The following is a 14,906-nucleotide window of genomic DNA, read 5'->3' as shown; positions in this document are numbered from 1 at the left end:
CGGGCGTGACTTTGCGAACAGGACTCAGGCCCCGTCCGGCGGATCTGCGGGGGATTCCCGTTCCGCCGCCTCCGCGATGCGCTTGATGTTCGCCAGCCGCCGGTCCCAGTCGGCGGCCAGCGTGGCCATCCAGCGCGCCGTCGCGTCCAGCACCGCCGGCCGCACCGCGTAGCGCACCTCGCGGCCGACCCGGCGGCCGGAGACCAGTCCGGCGGCGTCCAGGACGGCCAGATGCTTGACCACCGCCTGCCGTGACACGGGCAGGCCGTCGGCGAGGGTCGTCGCGGTGACCTCTCCCCCGGCGGCCAGCAGGTCGAGCAGCTTGCGTCGCGTGGGGTCCGCCAGGGCGACGAAGACGCTGTCGACCACCGCGTCCAGGCCGCGAGGTTCGTCCGTCACGCGGACGGCTGTTCGGCGCGCTTCTTGAACGCGTCGAGCACCTGCGGCCAGCCGCCGGTGTTGTCCTTCACCGCCTGGCTGCGCAGTTCCTCGGACCCGGCCAGCACCTCGAATCCGCTCTCGACGACGCGGAGCCGTGTCGTGTCACCTTCGCGGGTCAGCGTGAACTCCACGAGCGTGCTGTTGTTCTCGCGCAGTTCCTGCCCGGGGAACGCGCTGGCCCAGCGGTACGCGAGGTACGTCGGCGGCTCGACCTTCACCACCCGCACCGGGAAGTCCCCGTACTCGGCGCTCCGCGCCACGCTCACCTCGCCCTCCTTCGCCACGGCTCCGGTCAGATTCGCCTCGTCGGTCACCCAGAAACCCGGTTCGGACACCAGTGACCAGACCCTTTCCAGGGAGGCTTCGATGGTGATCTCGCGTTCGATTCGGTTCTCGCTCATGGGGAAACTCCTTCATCGCCGCCATTGGACGCAACATGCGACCGTGCAACCCCAGAGTTGCACATGGCCCACCCCAGGTGCAACCCACAGGTTGCATGTCGCTCTCGTGGCGACGTGACCTCAGCCAGCCGGTCGCGGAGTTGGTCCCGGACTCCCGCGAGGTCATTGATACGGCGCTGGATCAAGGCGAGACGCTGCTCGAACAGCTCGGCCTTGGGTGTGGAGTCGGCGCAGGCGTGTTCGCCGACGAGTTCGTCGCGCAGGCAGCCGTCGATGAGGAGCAGGTCCTCGGTGGTGAGTCCGGCCACGAGAAGCGGCCGGATGTTCTCGACGACGCGGACCGCGTCGTCTCCGTACGCGCGACAGCCGTTGGCGGCGCGCACGGGGCGGAGCAGGCCCTGCTCCTCGTAGTAACGCGGCGCCCGGGTGGTGGTGCCGGTGGCGTGGGCGAGTTCCCCGATGCGCGTGGCACTCCCTCCCGGCCGTGGCCTGGACGTGGCCGTTCAGGGGGAGCGCAAACCTTGCCGCCCACGTGAAGGTCAAGCCCACGGCTCGACCCGCCTTCTACGGAGGGTCGTTCACCCGGTCTTGCGTGCCACGCCGCCGAAGAAGCCGATCGTCTCGGAACCCGCCGGCGGCGGAGCGTCCGGACGCCAGAAGGGGACCTGGGCCAGGCCGGGCTCGATCAGGTCGAAGCCGTCGAAGAACCGCTCGACCCTGGCGCGGGAACGGAGGTTCAGCGTCGCCGTGGCCTTGGCGTAGACGGCCTGGGCATCGCTGCGATCGGCGAAGTCACCCGTGGCGTGCGAGAGCACCAGGAAACTGCCGGCCGGGAGCGCGTCGCGCAGAGTCGCGACGATCTGCTCGGGCTTCTCCGCGTCGGTGACGAAGTGGAGTATGGCGACGAGGAGCAGGGCGACCGGCTCGTCGAAGTCGATGACCCGGCGGACGTCGGGGTGGTCCAGGACGGCCCGGGGGTCGCGCAGGTCGGCGAGCACGATGCTGGTCTCGCCGGAGCGGCTGAGCAGCGCGTTGGCGTGCGCGTTCACGATGGGGTCGTTGTCGACGTACGCGATGCGCACGTCCGGCGCCACTTCCTGGGCGGTCTCGTGCACGTTCGGCGAGGTGGGCAGCCCGGTGCCCACGTCGAGTATCTGCCGGACGCCGCTGCCGACCACGTACCGTACGGCGCGCTGCAGGAAGGCACGGTTGGCCCGCACGCCGATCCGCACCTCGGGCGCCGCGGCGGCCAGTTCGTCGCCGGCCCGCTGGTCGACCTCGTAGTTGTCCTTGCCGTCCAGCAAGTAGTCGTAGATCCGGGCAGGATGGGGCCTGCTGGTGTCGATCCGCTCGGCACGGAAGGCGTTCTGTCCCACGCTGCTGCGCTCCTCACTGCTCGCTGCTCGCCGCTTGCGGCGACCGCTCCGGATCTTCCACCTTCGAACGAGTGCCGCCAGCTTCCCACATCAACTTCGCGGCGTGCGAAGGTAGTTCCTCCTCATCATCGGAAGGCACATGTCCCACACCGAGACCGGGATACGCGATCTGACCTACCTGCCCGGGGACGGTGCGCAGCCGCCCCGGCGCCTGGATGCCTACCGCCCCGCGGCGGCCGGGCCGGTGGGCCCGAGTGTGCTGCTGTGGCACGGCATCGGCCCGGACGAGAAGGATGTTCTCGCGACGCTGGCCCGTGAGATCGCGTCCCACGGCGTGCCGGTCTTCGTCCCCGACTGGCGCTCGGACGCGCCCGACGGCGGCCGGTCGCACCTCATGGCATCGCTGCGGTACGTCCGCGACCACGCCGTCGAATTCGGCGGCGACGGGGAGCGCGTCGTACTCGCCGGCTGGTCGGCCGGAGCCGGAGCCGCCGTGGCCTTCGCACTGCGACCGGCTCTGGCCGAGGGTGTGCGACTCGCGGCCGCCGTCGGTATCGCGGGCCGCTACGACCTGCCCGCCCGCTCCACCGGCACCACCCCGCTGGACGACCTCACCCCGGCTGGCGCCGATGCCGTCCCGGTCACGCTGGTGCACGGCACGGCCGACTCCGTACTCGACGGCGGTCACTCGCGTGATTTCGACGTCGCCCTGCGCGCGAGGCGGTGGCCGGTGACCTTGCGGGAACTCGCCACGGATCACGCCGGGGTCATCATGTCGGAGTTCGACCCGGTGCTCGGACGCTGTGTTCCTTCGACCGCCGAGCACGCTGTTCGCGCGGGCGGGGACACCGCGGCGATAATCGCGGCCGCGGCGGTTCCGGCGTCGGGATCCGCGTCGCGATCGGCGTCGGGATCGGCGTCGGGATCGGCGTCGGGATCGGCGTCCCGACGGGTGTGATCGTCGGGCCGTATCGGGCCCCGGGCGAGGTCAGGCCGTGGGCCGCAGGTATGTCCGCGCCCATTCCTCGAAGGTCGTGAGCGGGATACCGAGAGCCTGCGCGAATTCGGGGCGGGCGGGCTGCGGGTACTCGTTGATGTGCGACTGCCCGAAGCCCATGTCGGGCATACCCGCGGCGGTCGCCTCCTCCTTTGTCAGGTCGGGCGCGGTCAACTCGGCGCCCAGAGTGCGGGAGAGGACCTCGGCGATGTCCGTCATCGTCAAGTAGTCGCTCGCCAGCTCCAGTTCGACCCCGTCGAACCGCTCCGGATCGGCGATGGCCGCGGCGGCCGCCTTGCCGATGTCGTCGACCGCGACGAGGGACAGCCGGGTGGTGGGCTTGAGGAGGGTCACCAGGCCGCCCTCGACACCACGGGGAAACAGAATTTCCACGGAGGGGCGGAAGTTCTCCATGAAGAAGCCCGGCTTGATGAGCGTCCAGTGCGTGAAGCCCGCCGCACGCACCCGGTCCTGGATCCCGGCCTTCGCGGCGTAGTACGGCTCCATCCAGGCCCAGTCGCCCCTGACCCAGCCGGTGTGCAGGCCGGCGCCGGAGACGGAGGTGTGCACGAACTGCGGCACTCCCGCGGCCCGCGCGCCCTCGATCAGATTGACGGCCTGGTCGACCTCGCCCTCGAAGGCGCGTCCGTTCACGTCGGGCATCTGGACCGAGAAGACGGCGCGGGCGCCCTCGGCGGCCCGCGTCAGCGAGTCACGGTCGTCCAGGTCGCCGGTGACCAGTTCGGCGCCGAGCGCTTCGACGGCCTTCGCCCGGTCGGTCGCCGGGTCGCGGACCAGCGCCCGGACCGGAACGCCCGAGGCCAGCAGGGCGCGGGCGGTGGCCCCGCCCTGCAGACCGGTGGCGCCGACGACCAGGACGGGTGCGGAATCTGTAGTCATGGGTGTTCCTCGAATAATGGCCAACAGCTAAGTGGCGAGGCCCGCCACTTAGTTTTCGGTACGATACGGAGGACCCCGCCACTTAGCAAGCTCGGAGATCACGCCATGACCGTCCAGCGCGCGGACGCCCGTCGTAACTACGCGCGGATTCTCGCCGTGGCCGAGGAGGAGGTCGCCGCGCACGGCGTCGACGCCTCCTTGGAGCAGATCGCCCGCACCGCGGGCGTCGGCTCGGCCACCGTGCGGCGGCACTTCCCCAGCCGCGCCGCGCTGCTGAACGCGGTGTTCAGCGAGCGGATCGAGGCCCTGTGCACCCGTGCGCGCGAACTGACGGGGTCGGCCGACCCACGGGCCGCGCTGCTGGAGTGGCTGGGCGCGCTCACCACGTACGCCGCCTCCGCACGGGGCCTGGCCGACGCGCTGGTCCAGGACGGGAGGCCGGACGACCCGGATCACGCGAACGCCTGCTCCGCGAAGCTCGGCGGGGCGGTCGAACCGTTGCTGGAGCACGCCGCGCGGGCCGGCGCGGTGGCGCCGGGCGTGACCGTCTCCGACCTGGTCACGCTGGTCACGGGCATCGCCCTGGCCACGGAACACCACCCGGATCCCACCGCCGAGGCGCACCGGCTGCTCGGCCTGACCGTGGCGGGGGTCAGCCCGCGGGGGTGAGAGCCCGCTGTCGTACTGACGGTGCCCGGCCGGCGTAGGAGGAGGCCCCTGTGCTCAGGAGGCCCGTGTGGTGATGCGGGTGATGGCCTCAAGCGTCAGGTCGCGGTCGTGCGGTTCGCGGGCCAGGGCGCGGTGGAGTGCCAACCCCTCGATGAGCGCGTCGAGTTGGCGGGCGGTGTCCGGGTCGAAGTGCTTTTCCAGGTGGATACGGCTGCGGCGCATCCACTCGTGGGTGAGTGCCCGGTACTCCGGCCGGCGGGCGGCGAGGGTGTACAGCTCCTGGGTGAGGACCAGCTCGCGCTGCGGTCCCTCGGACAGGGTGTGGACGAGGTCGGCCACAGCCTGTCTTGCCTGGTCACGATCGGTCGGGGCGGAGAGGTAGGTGTCGAAGACCGCGACGATGTGGTCGGTGAAGCGGCCGAACGCTTCGTGAAGCAGTTCGTCGATGCCGCTGAAGTGGTACGTCATCGAGCCCAGCGGCACGCCGGCTCGCGCCGCGATCTTGCGGTGCGAGACGCGGGGAAGGCCCTCTTCGGCGATGAGGTCGAGGGTGGCGGCGATGATGCGTTCGCGGCGCTGCGGGTCGGTGTGTCCGGTGGCCATGTCGGTGCGCTCAGAGGCTGTGGACCGGGCGGGCGGGGTCGCCGCGGAGGTCCCCGGCGGGCTTGCGTTCCACGTGTGTGCGCGGGCCTCGCCCGAAGCAGTCCATCGGCATACGTGCGAACGTACACGCTCGGTCGCCGTCCGGGGGGCGCCGCTCAACGGCGCCGGGGCCGCAGCACCCCCGCCAGCAGCATCACCATCAGCCCGGCGAGGGGCACCACCAACAGGCCCACCCGAAGGCTGGTCGTGTCCGCGACGAGTCCGACGATCGGCGGCGAGAGCAGGAAGCCGAGCCGCATGAGCCAGGAGACGATCGTGAGCCCCGATCCGGGCTTGAGACCGGGCAGCTCATCGGCCTCGTGCATCGCCGCGGGCACCAGGGTCGCCACCCCGAACCCGGCCGTGGCGAAACCGAGGATCGTGCCGGTCGCCGTGGGCATGGCCAGGGCCAGGCCCATGCCGACGGCGGCGATGAGCCCGCCGAAGCGCGCGACCGTACGCTGGCCGAACCGGTCGACGAGCCTGTCGCCGATCAGACGGCCGACGAACTGGGCTCCGACCAGGGCGATGTAGCCGGAGGCCGCGAGGGTTCCCGAGGCATGCAGCGAGTCGGAGAGGTAGAGAGCGGCCCAGGAGCTGCCCGCGTCCTCGACGAGGGCGCCGCCCGCGGCGATGAGGACGAGTGCGGCGAGCACGTACCGGGTGCGCAGGCGCGCCCTCCGACGCTCCCCTGGCGCTCGGCCTCCGGCGTCCGCCTCTTCCCTTGTCTCGGCTGCCGCAGCCGCCTCCTCGGCCACCTTCGCTCCCTCCGCTTCCTCCGCGACCGGCTCGGTGTCGGGCCCGGTCAGACAGAACCGCAGGGCGACGCAGGCGGCGATCCCGAACACCACCGCCGAGATCAGCAGGTGCTGCCCCAGCGACAGGCCGAGCGCGATGGCGCCGGCGGCCATCGAGCCACCGACGACCGCGCCGATGGACCAGATGGCGTGGAAGGAGTTGATGATCGACCGACCGTATCGACGCTGCACACGCAGGCCGTGGGCGTTCTGCGCGACGTCGGTGATCGCGTCCATCGCCCCGGCCAGGAACAGCGCCGTCGCGAACAGCACCACGGAGCCGGACAGCCCCGCGGCCAGGACACCTATGCCTGTCAGCACGGTGCCGGCCACCGCCACGCGCCCCGACCCGAACCGGCGGATGAGCACCCCGGCCGCCAGGCCGGCCGCGATGGCACCCGTCGGGAACGCCGCGACGGCCAGGCCGTAGGCGGCGTTCCCGATGCCGAGATCCGCCTTGATCTGCGGAAAGCGCGGCAGAAGGTTGGCGAACAACGCGCCGTTGGTGAAGAAGAGCACGGCGACGGCCGTGCGCGCCTGCCGTTCTGCCAGGGCAGGCGGGCGCATTACGTCAACAGTCATGGAGGGGAGCCTACAATCAGAGCGTACGAACGTACACTCCTCCCCGTGAGCTGCCGCGGCACACCGCGACGCGACAACGGCCGCCCCAGGACCCGCAGGGGTGGACGGCGAGGAATCGGCCGTGTATCCACCGCTGTTGCGGAGCGACGTCGATGAAGCGACGCGAGGACGCGAGGGAACCACGACACTCCCGGGCGATCACGGTTCACGCGAATGATCTCCACGCCCGGGAGTTGAACCCCGAGGATTTCAGCTCAAGGTGAGGAGGACTTCGTCGATCTCGCCGTCGCGGGCCTGGGCGAAGCCCCTTCCCTGTCCGGTGACGACGAAGCCGCACTTCTCCAGTACGCGGATCGAACCCGTGTTGTCCGCCGCCGCGTGGGCGTACAACGGCCGCGTTCCGGCGAGTTCGATCAGTGCCGCGAGCGCCGCCGTGGCCGTCCCCCGGCCCCAGTGCGCCCGGTCGATCCAGTACGTGACCTCGCGTTCGTCCGGAGGCCCGTACACCGCGACATGGCCGACCACCTCCTCGTCGGCGAGCACGGTACGCATCAGCACATCCGGGCGGGCCCGGATCCTCGCCCAGTGGTCGTCGAAGTGCCCCCGGTCGTAGTGGTACTTCCTGGTGACGGCGGCCACGTGCTGCGCCGCGGGGTCGGACAGGTGCTCCCAGAAGATGTTCAAGTCGCTGTCGCGCACTTCACGGAGAGAGATCATCTCTTCGGTTGCTCCCGCCGCAGGTCGAGATTCTGGTAGATCTCCGTCGTCACCTTGGAGAAGTTCATGGTCATGAAGTGCAGACCCGGAGCCTCCTCGCCGATCAGCCGACGGCACATCTCGGTGGCGTGGTCGATCCCGAGCGCCCTGACCGCCTTGGGGTCGTCCTCGACGTCGAGCATCCGCTCGGCGAGCCCCGCCGGGAAGACCGCGGTGCTGAGGCTCGGGATGCGGCGCAGTGAGCGGATCGTGGTGACCGGCATGATCTCCGGGATGATCGGCGTCGGGCACCCGGCGGCCGCGACCCGGTCGCGGAAGCGCAGGTAGTCGTCGACGTCGAAGAACATCTGGGTGATCGCGTAGTCGGCTCCGGCGCGGCACTTGTCGACGAAGTGGCGGATGTCGCTGTCCCAGTCGGGTGAGCGCGGGTGCATCTCGGGGAAGGCGGCGACGCCGACACAGAAGTTGCCGGATTCCTTGATCAGCTCGACCAGTTCCGACGCGTACTCGACCCCCTGCGGGTGCTTCGTCCAGGAGCCGAGCGGGTCGCCGGGCGGGTCGCCGCGCAACGCGAGGATGTTGCGGACGCCTTGGTCGGCGTAGTGGCCGAGGATGTTGCGCAGCTCCGCGACGCTGTGGTCGACCGCCGTGAGGTGGGCGACCGGGGTGAGCGTCGTCTCCTGGGCGATCCGTCCGGTCATGCCGATGGTGCGGCCGCGCGTCGAACCGCCCGCGCCGTATGTCACCGAGACGAAGTCCGGTGAGAGTGCTTCCAGCCTTCGGATCGCCGTCCACAGCCCGGCTTCGGCCGCCGCGCTGCGTGGCGGCATGAACTCGAAGGAGTAGCTACGGCCCCCTGCGGCGAGGAGGTCGCGGATGGACAGGGCGTGGTCCGCCCTTGTGCTGGGAATACCGAGAGCCATGAGCGCAGGTTAATGGCTGCCACTTGCGATCCGACCGTCGTCCGATTGCTGATACCCGATACGCGATACCCGCTTCCGGCAGCACGCCGGCCCCACGTCCGGATGGTGAGCAGGGGTGTGTGGGCGCCGTCCGTCCCCCGTAGGCTGTTCAGTGCAGCTGGTTCGCTCCTGTCCGCCAGGCAGGACGTCGCAAGAGGGAACCCGGTGGGAATCCGGGACTGCCCCGCAGCGGTGAGTGGGAACGACCGCCGTCATACGCACTGGGCCCGGCCGGGTCTGGGAAGCGACGGCCAGTAGGTGTCTCGTAAGCGATACGGGACGGGCCCACGAGTCCGAAGACCTGCCCGTTGCCCGTGCGCGACCGATCGCGCGCGGTCATTCCGGTGACCTCGTGGGCGGGTCGGCGTACATATCGAGCGGCACGCGTGGCATTCGCGCGAGGCGTCCGCACGATCGGTCGTCCCTTCGCGTCCGCGTCCCGTCTCCGGGATGTTCAGGACACATCTCGCGAAGGAGAGTTCCGTGACAGCGCAGTCCGCAGCCGCGGCAGCACGGGCCACCGTGTACGGCTACCCCCGCCAGGGACAGAACCGCGAACTGAAGAAGGCCGTCGAGGGCTACTGGAAGGGCCGCGTCGACGCCGACGCCCTCCGCGGCACCGCCGCCGAGCTTCGCCGTTCGAACTGGCGGCAGCTGGCCGACGCCGGTATCCACGAAGTGCCGTCCGGTGACTTCTCGTACTACGACCATGTGCTGGACACCAGCGTCATGGTGGGCGCCGTTCCCGCGCGGCACCGTGCGGCGGTCGACGCCGACGCGCTGGAGGGGTACTTCGCGATGGCGCGCGGCACGCAGGACGTGGCGCCGCTGGAGATGACGAAGTGGTTCGACACCAACTACCACTACCTCGTACCGGAGTTGGGGCCGGACACGGACTTCGCCGCGGACTCCGCCAAGCAGGTCGCCGAGTTGAAGGAAGCCCTCGCGCTCGGTCTCACCGCCCGGCCCGTGCTCCTCGGCCCCGTCACGTATCTCCTGCTGGCCAAGCCCGCTCCGGGCGTGGCGGCGGACTTCGAGCCGTTGACGCTGCTGGACCGGCTGCTGCCGGTGTACGCGGAGGTCCTGGCCGATCTGCGTGCCGCCGGCGCCGACTGGGTGCAGCTGGACGAACCCGCGCTGGTCGAGGACCGGACGCCGGCGGAGCTGAACGCCGCCACCCGCGCCTACCGCGATCTGGGCGGTGCCACCGACCGGCCGAAGCTGCTCGTCGCCTCCTACTTCGGGCGGCTCGGCGACGCGCTTCCGGTGCTCGCCAAGGCCCCGATCGAAGGTCTGGCCCTGGACTTCACCGGATCGGGTGCCGCGAATCTCGAAAGCCTCGCGGCCGTGGGCGGGTTGACCGGCAAGCGTCTGGTCGCGGGTGTCGTCGACGGACGCAACATCTGGATCAACGACTTCGAGAAGTCCCTCGCCACTCTCGGCACGCTGCTCGGCCTCGCCGACCGGGTGGACGTCTCGGCGTCCTGCTCCCTCCTGCATGTCCCGCTCGACGCCACCGCCGAGAGCGACATCGCGCCGGAGGTCGCCCGCTGGCTGGCGTTCGCCCGCCAGAAGAGCACCGAGGTGGCGACGCTGGCCCGCGCCCTGGCCGAGGGCACCGGCGCGATCACCGCCGAACTCGCCGCCAACCGCGCCGCTCTCGACTCCCGCGCGGGCTCGGCGCTCACCCGTGACCCGGCCGTGCGCGCCCGCGTCGCGGCCGTCACCGACGCGGACGGCCGGCGTTCGCAGCCGTACGCCGAGCGCACCGTCGCCCAGCGGGCGCACCTCAACCTGCCGCTTCTGCCGACGACCACCATCGGGTCCTTCCCGCAGACCACCGAACTGCGCACCGCGCGCGCCGACTTGCGCAAGGGGCTGATCGACACCGCCGGATACGAGGAGCGGATCAAGGAAGAGATCCGCGACGTCCTCTCCTTCCAGGAGAAGACGGGAATCGACGTCCTGGTGCACGGCGAGCCCGAACGCAACGACATGGTGCAGTACTTCGCCGAGCAGCTGACCGGCTATGTCGCCACGCGGCACGGGTGGGTGCAGTCGTACGGCACGCGTTACGTACGCCCGCCGGTCCTCGCCGGAGACATCTCGCGCCCGGAGCCGATGACGGTGCGCTGGACGTCGTACGCGCAGTCACTCACCGACCGGCCGGTCAAGGGCATGCTCACCGGGCCGGTCACGATGCTCGCCTGGTCCTTCGTCCGTGACGACCAGCCGCTCGGCGACACCGCCCGCCAGGTCGCGCTCGCCCTGCGCGACGAGGTCGACGACCTTGAGGCGGCAGGCACTTCGGTGATCCAGGTCGACGAGCCCGCGCTGCGCGAAACGCTGCCGCTGCGCTCCACGGACCACGCCGACTACCTGGCCTGGGCGACCGAGTCGTTCCGCCTCACCACCGCCGGCGTCCGTCCGGAGACACAGATCCACACCCACATGTGCTACGCGGAGTTCGGCGACATCGTGCAGGCCATCGACGACCTGGACGCCGACGTCATCAGCCTCGAAGCGGCCCGCTCCCATATGCAGGTCGCGGGCGAACTCGCCGCACACGGCTACCCGCGTGAGGCGGGGCCCGGCGTCTACGACATCCACTCCCCCCGCATCCCCAGCGCCGAAGAGGCAACCGCCCTTCTCCGCAAGGGACTTGAGGCGATCCCCGCCGACCGGCTCTGGGTGAACCCGGACTGCGGGCTCAAGACCCGTGGCTGGCCGGAGACCAGGGCCTCCCTGGAGAACCTCGTCACCGCCGCCCGTGAGATCCGCGCGGAGCTGGCCGCCGACGGTTCCTGACCCGACGGGCCCGGGGGCACGCGTCGCGTGCCCCCGGGCGTTCAGCGCACCAGACAGGGGCGCTTCGCGTCGAACTTCCAGTCGGGGACCAGGTAGCGCATCCCGGCGGCGTCGTCGCGGGCGCCGAGTGCCTTCTCCCGGTAGAGGTCGTGGGCCGCGAGGAGCCGGTCCATGTCGAGCCGGACGCCCAGCCCGGGAGCGTCCGGGACGGCGATCTCGCCGTCGACGATGCGCGGCGGGGCCGTGGTGAGCCGCTCCAGGCCCTCCTGCCAGATCCAGTGGGTGTCGAGGGCGTTGTAGTCGCCGGGAGCCGCGGCCCCGCAGTGGGTCACCATGGCCAGGGAGATGTCGAAGTGGTTGTTGGAGTGGCAGCCCCAGGTCAGTCCGGCCGCGTGACAGAGCTGGGCGACGCGCACCGACCCCTGCATGGTCCAGAAGTGCGGGTCGGCGAGCGGGATGGAGACCGACTGCAGGGCCAGGGCGTGGGTCAGTTGCCGCCAGTCGGTGGCGACCATGTTGGTGGCCGTGGGGAGCCCGGTGGCGCGGCGGAACTCGGCCAGGATCTCCCGGCCCGAGTAGCCGTCCTCGGCTCCGCACGGGTCCTCCGCGTAGGCGAGCGTGTCGACCAGCGGCCGGCACAGCTCGACCGCCTCGCGCAGCGACCAGGCGCCGTTCGGGTCGAGGGTGATCCGGGCCTCGGGGAAGCGGTCCTTGAGGGCGCGTACGGCCCTGACCTCCTCGGCGCCGTCCAGGACACCGCCCTTGAGCTTGAAGTCCCGGAAGCCGTACAGCTCGTGGGTGGCCTCGGCCTGGCGCACGACGGCCTCCGGTGTCAGGGCCTCCTCGTGCCGGACGCGGTACCAGTCCTCGGCCGCGCCGGGTTCGCGTACGTACTCCAGGTCGGTCCGGTCGGGGTCACCGACGTAGAAGAGGTAGCCGAGCACGCGTACGGAGTCGCGCTGCTGTCCGTCGCCGAGGAGTGCCGCGACGGGCACGTCCAGGTGCTGTCCGAGAAGGTCGAGGAGCGCCGACTCGACGGCGGTGACGGCGTGGACCGTCGTCCGCAGGTCGAAGGTCTGCCCGCCCCTGCCTCCCGAGTCCCGGCCCGCGAACCGGTCCCCGATCTCGCGCAGGACCCGCTTGTAGTCGCCGACCTTCGCGCCGAGCACGAGGGACTCGGCGTCCCGCAGCGTCTGCGTGATCTTCTCCCCGCCGGGCACCTCGCCGAGTCCGGTGCGTCCTTCGGAGTCCTGGAGGACCACCACGTTGCGGGTGAAGTAGGGCCCGTGCGCGCCGGAGAGGTTCAGCTCCATGCTGTCCCGGCCGGCGACCGGGTAGACGGAGAGCACGGTGACGGTCGGCTGGCTGCTGATGCTCATCAGGGAAACCTTACGGACGAGGGTGTACGGGGGTGGGAGGCCGCTCGGGGACTTCAGAGGTTGAGGACGTCGGGGATCCTCTCCGGCGGAATGCCCTGGACGATGCCGACGCCGACCGCCACGAGGAGAAGGGCCGCGAAGCCGTTCAGTCGCAGCCTGGTCATGAGAAGCAGCGGGATCAGGACACTGATCCCGGCGACGACGAGAGGCATGGCGGTTCCCCTTCGAACTGTGCGTCGCACTGTGGTTCGTGACGGCGCCGGCGCGTGGCTCAGGCGCGTCGTCGTACGGCGCCGACCAGGTCCAGGCCGTCGTCGAGGAGCTTCGCCAGGTCGGCGAGGTCGGCCGGGCCGGGGTCGATGAGGGGGGCGCGTACGGGACCGACGGCCAGGCCGCGCAGCCGGGCGGCGGCCTTGACCAGCGCGACGGCGTAGCCCGGCACCCGGTCGCGCAGTTCGACGAACGGGACGTAGAAGTCGCGCAGGAGCTTGTTCACGGTCGCGTCGTCACCGTCGCGCAGCGCGGCGAAGAAGGTGTTGGCGATCTCGGGGGCGAAGGCGTGGACGGCTGAGGAGTAGGCGGGGACACCGACCGTGGCGTACGCGCGTGCCTGGATCTCGGCGGTGGCGGCGCCGTTGAAGAAGAGGAAGCCGTCGGGCGCCGCCAGGGTGAGGCGCTGGAGCCGGTCGAGGTCGCTGTGGCCGTCCTTGAGGCCGATGACGGTGGGGATGTCCGCGATCCGGCGCAGCCCCTCCGGAGTGAAGGTGACCGGCCCGCGCTGGTAGGCGATGAGCGGCAGCCGGGTGCCGTCGGCTATCCGGCGCAACTGCTCCACCAGGCCGTCCTGCGGGGCCTCGACCAGATAGTGGGGCATGACCAGCAGGGCGTCGGCGCCCGCCTGTTCCGCGATCCGGGCGAACCGCAGTGCCTGCGCCCAGCCGTAGCCGACGCCGGCGACGACGGGCAGCCGGCCGTCGGCGACCTCGACGGTGGCCGTCACGACCGCACGGTACTCATCCTCGTTCAGCCCGCTGAACTCGCCGGTTCCACAGGCGGGGAACACCGCACCCGGCGTGGAGGCCAGTTGGGCGGCCAGGTATCCCCGGTAGCCCTCCAGGTCGAGCGCGCCGTCCTCGTGAAAACTCGTCACCGGGAAGGACAGCACTCCGCTCGCCATCGCATCGCGCAGTCGCTGCGCCACATCTTCGGTCCCCACGCTCAGCCCTGCCATCGATCCGGCCCTGCTTTCCCCTGTAGCTGATGTCTACGTATGAGAATGCAGGCTAGAACCATGAACAGGGCAGGTCAATGGGCGGCCCGGCACGGAGTCAATGGGGCGCCCGGTACAGACCCACGGGCCCACGACCCCACGGCGTGGTTCACCGGCCCCGGGGGCGGACCGGGCCCGGCGCGTTACGCGGTGGGGCCCGCCCGGTGCCGGAGAAGGTCCGGCTCGTGCCGCAGATCGTGGAGCCCGCCACGGGCGTCGTCGATGGCGAGTTGTTCGGAGGCGGCGGAGTCTCCCGCGCGGAGCGCGCGTACGAGGGCCCGATGGCTGTTGTACCGGTCGAGTCCGAACTGATCGTTGACGGCGACGTGCCGCAGCAGCCGGGTCCTGCGCTCACCGCGCGAGAACACCCTTGACTGGTCGAGGAGTTGGACAAGGACCGGATTACCGGCGCACGCCTCGACGCCGTCGTTGAAGTGCTGGATGACATCGAGCAGCGAGTTCAGATGCTTGTCCGTCTCGCGGCCGTCGGCATGACGTTGCTTGATGACGATGAGCAGGTCGTCCGCCCGGTCCAGAAGCTCGTCGAGCGCGTCGAGTTGACGGGGCGTCGCGTGGCGGGCCGCGAACCGTGCCACCAGACCGCGCAGCGCCACCTCGACCTCGGCGAGGTCCTGGACGGCGGCGCCGCCGATGTTCGCGACGACGACGGTACGGGGGCCGACCCGGTCGATCAGGCCGTTCTGCTCCAGTCGGCGCATGGCCTCCCGGACCGGCGTGGGGCTCATCGACAACCGTTCGGCCAGGCCACGCTCGGTGATCTTCTCGCCGGGCCGGAGTTCACCGCCGGAGATCGCGCCCTGGACGGCGAGGTAGGCGCGTTGGGCGAGCGTCTCGCGCGGCGCGGAGCCGGCTCGGTCGGTAGTCACCCGCGCATTCTATGGCCCCACAGCAAATCCCTGCACTACAGCTTGACCTCGATGCTATAGCAAAATACTCTCCTCGCA

General features: G+C 70.8%; 16 protein-coding genes and 1 riboswitch. Of the genes, 3 read left to right on the top strand and 13 right to left on the bottom strand.

Translation table 11 applies throughout. The features are described 5' to 3' along the window. Window positions 1-24: 24 nt before the first annotated feature. From ACFUN8_RS06130 to ACFUN8_RS06115, 4 genes are all read right to left on the bottom strand, one after another. A complete protein-coding gene (locus ACFUN8_RS06130) occupies window positions 25-399 on the bottom strand; it encodes an ArsR/SmtB family transcription factor (RefSeq protein WP_383632174.1) in 375 nt (124 codons plus the stop codon). After that, the gene (locus ACFUN8_RS06125) at window positions 396-842 is read right to left on the bottom strand and encodes an SRPBCC domain-containing protein (RefSeq protein WP_383632171.1); all 447 of its coding nucleotides are present in this window, start codon (window positions 840-842) and stop codon (window positions 396-398) included. The genes ACFUN8_RS06130 and ACFUN8_RS06125 overlap by 4 nt, the downstream gene beginning before the upstream one ends. Continuing rightward, on the bottom strand, window positions 839-1,303 hold the full coding sequence (locus ACFUN8_RS06120) for a MerR family transcriptional regulator (protein WP_383632263.1): 465 nt from the start codon (window positions 1,301-1,303) through the stop codon (window positions 839-841). The genes ACFUN8_RS06125 and ACFUN8_RS06120 overlap by 4 nt, the downstream gene beginning before the upstream one ends. A 117-nt stretch (window positions 1,304-1,420) precedes the next feature. Next, window positions 1,421-2,218 carry an SAM-dependent methyltransferase gene (locus ACFUN8_RS06115; RefSeq protein WP_383632168.1) on the bottom strand — a complete coding sequence of 266 codons (798 nt, stop codon included), beginning with the start codon at window positions 2,216-2,218 and terminating at the stop codon, window positions 1,421-1,423. Window positions 2,219-2,357: 139 nt separating this feature from the next. Between ACFUN8_RS06115 and ACFUN8_RS06110 the strand changes: the two genes are divergently transcribed. Then, the gene (locus ACFUN8_RS06110; RefSeq protein ID WP_383632166.1) at window positions 2,358-3,176 is read left to right on the top strand and encodes an alpha/beta hydrolase; all 819 of its coding nucleotides are present in this window, start codon (window positions 2,358-2,360) and stop codon (window positions 3,174-3,176) included. Between the two features lie 30 nt (window positions 3,177-3,206). On the opposite strand, the gene ACFUN8_RS06105 is transcribed toward ACFUN8_RS06110, so the two are convergent. Beyond that, window positions 3,207-4,115, bottom strand: coding sequence for an NmrA/HSCARG family protein (locus ACFUN8_RS06105; protein WP_383632164.1), 909 nt, complete (start codon window positions 4,113-4,115; stop codon window positions 3,207-3,209). Window positions 4,116-4,220: 105 nt separating this feature from the next. Between ACFUN8_RS06105 and ACFUN8_RS06100 the strand changes: the two genes are divergently transcribed. After that, complete coding sequence (locus ACFUN8_RS06100) at window positions 4,221-4,784, top strand: TetR/AcrR family transcriptional regulator (RefSeq protein WP_383632161.1); 564 nt, start codon at window positions 4,221-4,223, stop codon at window positions 4,782-4,784. A gap of 54 nt (window positions 4,785-4,838) precedes the next feature. Here the strand turns inward: ACFUN8_RS06100 and ACFUN8_RS06095 are convergent, their stop codons facing one another. From ACFUN8_RS06095 to metF, 4 genes are all read right to left on the bottom strand, one after another. Further along, window positions 4,839-5,387: a TetR/AcrR family transcriptional regulator gene (locus ACFUN8_RS06095; protein WP_383632158.1), complete on the bottom strand. Its 549-nt coding sequence runs from the start codon at window positions 5,385-5,387 to the stop codon at window positions 4,839-4,841. 155 nt (window positions 5,388-5,542) lie between these two features. Continuing rightward, the gene (locus ACFUN8_RS06090) at window positions 5,543-6,805 is read right to left on the bottom strand and encodes an MFS transporter (protein WP_383632155.1); all 1,263 of its coding nucleotides are present in this window, start codon (window positions 6,803-6,805) and stop codon (window positions 5,543-5,545) included. Window positions 6,806-7,054: 249 nt separating this feature from the next. After that, entirely contained in the window at window positions 7,055-7,522 is a 468-nt protein-coding gene (locus ACFUN8_RS06085; RefSeq protein ID WP_383632152.1) for a GNAT family N-acetyltransferase, read from the bottom strand. Continuing rightward, window positions 7,519-8,445: a methylenetetrahydrofolate reductase [NAD(P)H] gene (gene metF, locus ACFUN8_RS06080; protein WP_383632149.1), complete on the bottom strand. Its 927-nt coding sequence runs from the start codon at window positions 8,443-8,445 to the stop codon at window positions 7,519-7,521. The genes ACFUN8_RS06085 and metF overlap by 4 nt, the downstream gene beginning before the upstream one ends. A gap of 141 nt (window positions 8,446-8,586) precedes the next feature. Then, a riboswitch (cobalamin riboswitch) is annotated at window positions 8,587-8,808 on the top strand. Window positions 8,809-8,967: 159 nt separating this feature from the next. On the opposite strand from metF, the gene metE reads away from it, so the two are divergent. Then, window positions 8,968-11,292, top strand: coding sequence for a 5-methyltetrahydropteroyltriglutamate--homocysteine S-methyltransferase (metE, locus tag ACFUN8_RS06075; protein WP_383632146.1), 2,325 nt, complete (start codon window positions 8,968-8,970; stop codon window positions 11,290-11,292). A gap of 41 nt (window positions 11,293-11,333) precedes the next feature. On the opposite strand, the gene ACFUN8_RS06070 is transcribed toward metE, so the two are convergent. From ACFUN8_RS06070 to ACFUN8_RS06055, 4 genes are all read right to left on the bottom strand, one after another. Continuing rightward, window positions 11,334-12,671 carry an enolase C-terminal domain-like protein gene (locus ACFUN8_RS06070; protein ID WP_383632143.1) on the bottom strand — a complete coding sequence of 446 codons (1,338 nt, stop codon included), beginning with the start codon at window positions 12,669-12,671 and terminating at the stop codon, window positions 11,334-11,336. A 53-nt stretch (window positions 12,672-12,724) separates the two neighbouring features. Further along, window positions 12,725-12,883, bottom strand: coding sequence for a hypothetical protein (locus tag ACFUN8_RS06065; RefSeq protein WP_383632140.1), 159 nt, complete (start codon window positions 12,881-12,883; stop codon window positions 12,725-12,727). A 59-nt stretch (window positions 12,884-12,942) separates the two neighbouring features. Beyond that, window positions 12,943-13,902: a 5-dehydro-4-deoxyglucarate dehydratase gene (locus ACFUN8_RS06060; RefSeq protein WP_383632138.1), complete on the bottom strand. Its 960-nt coding sequence runs from the start codon at window positions 13,900-13,902 to the stop codon at window positions 12,943-12,945. A 182-nt stretch (window positions 13,903-14,084) separates the two neighbouring features. After that, a complete protein-coding gene (locus ACFUN8_RS06055) occupies window positions 14,085-14,828 on the bottom strand; it encodes a GntR family transcriptional regulator (RefSeq protein ID WP_383632135.1) in 744 nt (247 codons plus the stop codon). Window positions 14,829-14,906 lie beyond the last annotated feature (78 nt).

It is taken from the genome of Streptomyces sp. NPDC057307, from assembly GCF_042667665.1.
In the GTDB taxonomy this organism is placed as follows: domain Bacteria; phylum Actinomycetota; class Actinomycetes; order Streptomycetales; family Streptomycetaceae; genus Streptomyces.
Note: the sequence above shows the minus strand (reverse complement) of the source record. Positions and strands in the feature narration are given on the sequence as shown.

Coding starts and splice junctions, on each gene's coding strand:
- ACFUN8_RS06125 (WP_383632171.1), bottom strand. CDS start 842: ATGAGCGAGAACCGAATCGAACGCGAGATCACCATCGAAGCCTCCCTG.
- ACFUN8_RS06110 (WP_383632166.1), top strand. CDS start 2,358: ATGTCCCACACCGAGACCGGGATACGCGATCTGACCTACCTGCCCGGG.
- ACFUN8_RS06105 (WP_383632164.1), bottom strand. CDS start 4,115: ATGACTACAGATTCCGCACCCGTCCTGGTCGTCGGCGCCACCGGTCTG.
- ACFUN8_RS06100 (WP_383632161.1), top strand. CDS start 4,221: ATGACCGTCCAGCGCGCGGACGCCCGTCGTAACTACGCGCGGATTCTC.
- ACFUN8_RS06095 (WP_383632158.1), bottom strand. CDS start 5,387: ATGGCCACCGGACACACCGACCCGCAGCGCCGCGAACGCATCATCGCC.
- ACFUN8_RS06090 (WP_383632155.1), bottom strand. CDS start 6,805: ATGACTGTTGACGTAATGCGCCCGCCTGCCCTGGCAGAACGGCAGGCG.
- ACFUN8_RS06085 (WP_383632152.1), bottom strand. CDS start 7,522: ATGATCTCTCTCCGTGAAGTGCGCGACAGCGACTTGAACATCTTCTGG.
- metF (WP_383632149.1), bottom strand. CDS start 8,445: ATGGCTCTCGGTATTCCCAGCACAAGGGCGGACCACGCCCTGTCCATC.
- ACFUN8_RS06070 (WP_383632143.1), bottom strand. CDS start 12,671: ATGAGCATCAGCAGCCAGCCGACCGTCACCGTGCTCTCCGTCTACCCG.
- ACFUN8_RS06065 (WP_383632140.1), bottom strand. CDS start 12,883: ATGCCTCTCGTCGTCGCCGGGATCAGTGTCCTGATCCCGCTGCTTCTC.
- ACFUN8_RS06060 (WP_383632138.1), bottom strand. CDS start 13,902: ATGGCAGGGCTGAGCGTGGGGACCGAAGATGTGGCGCAGCGACTGCGC.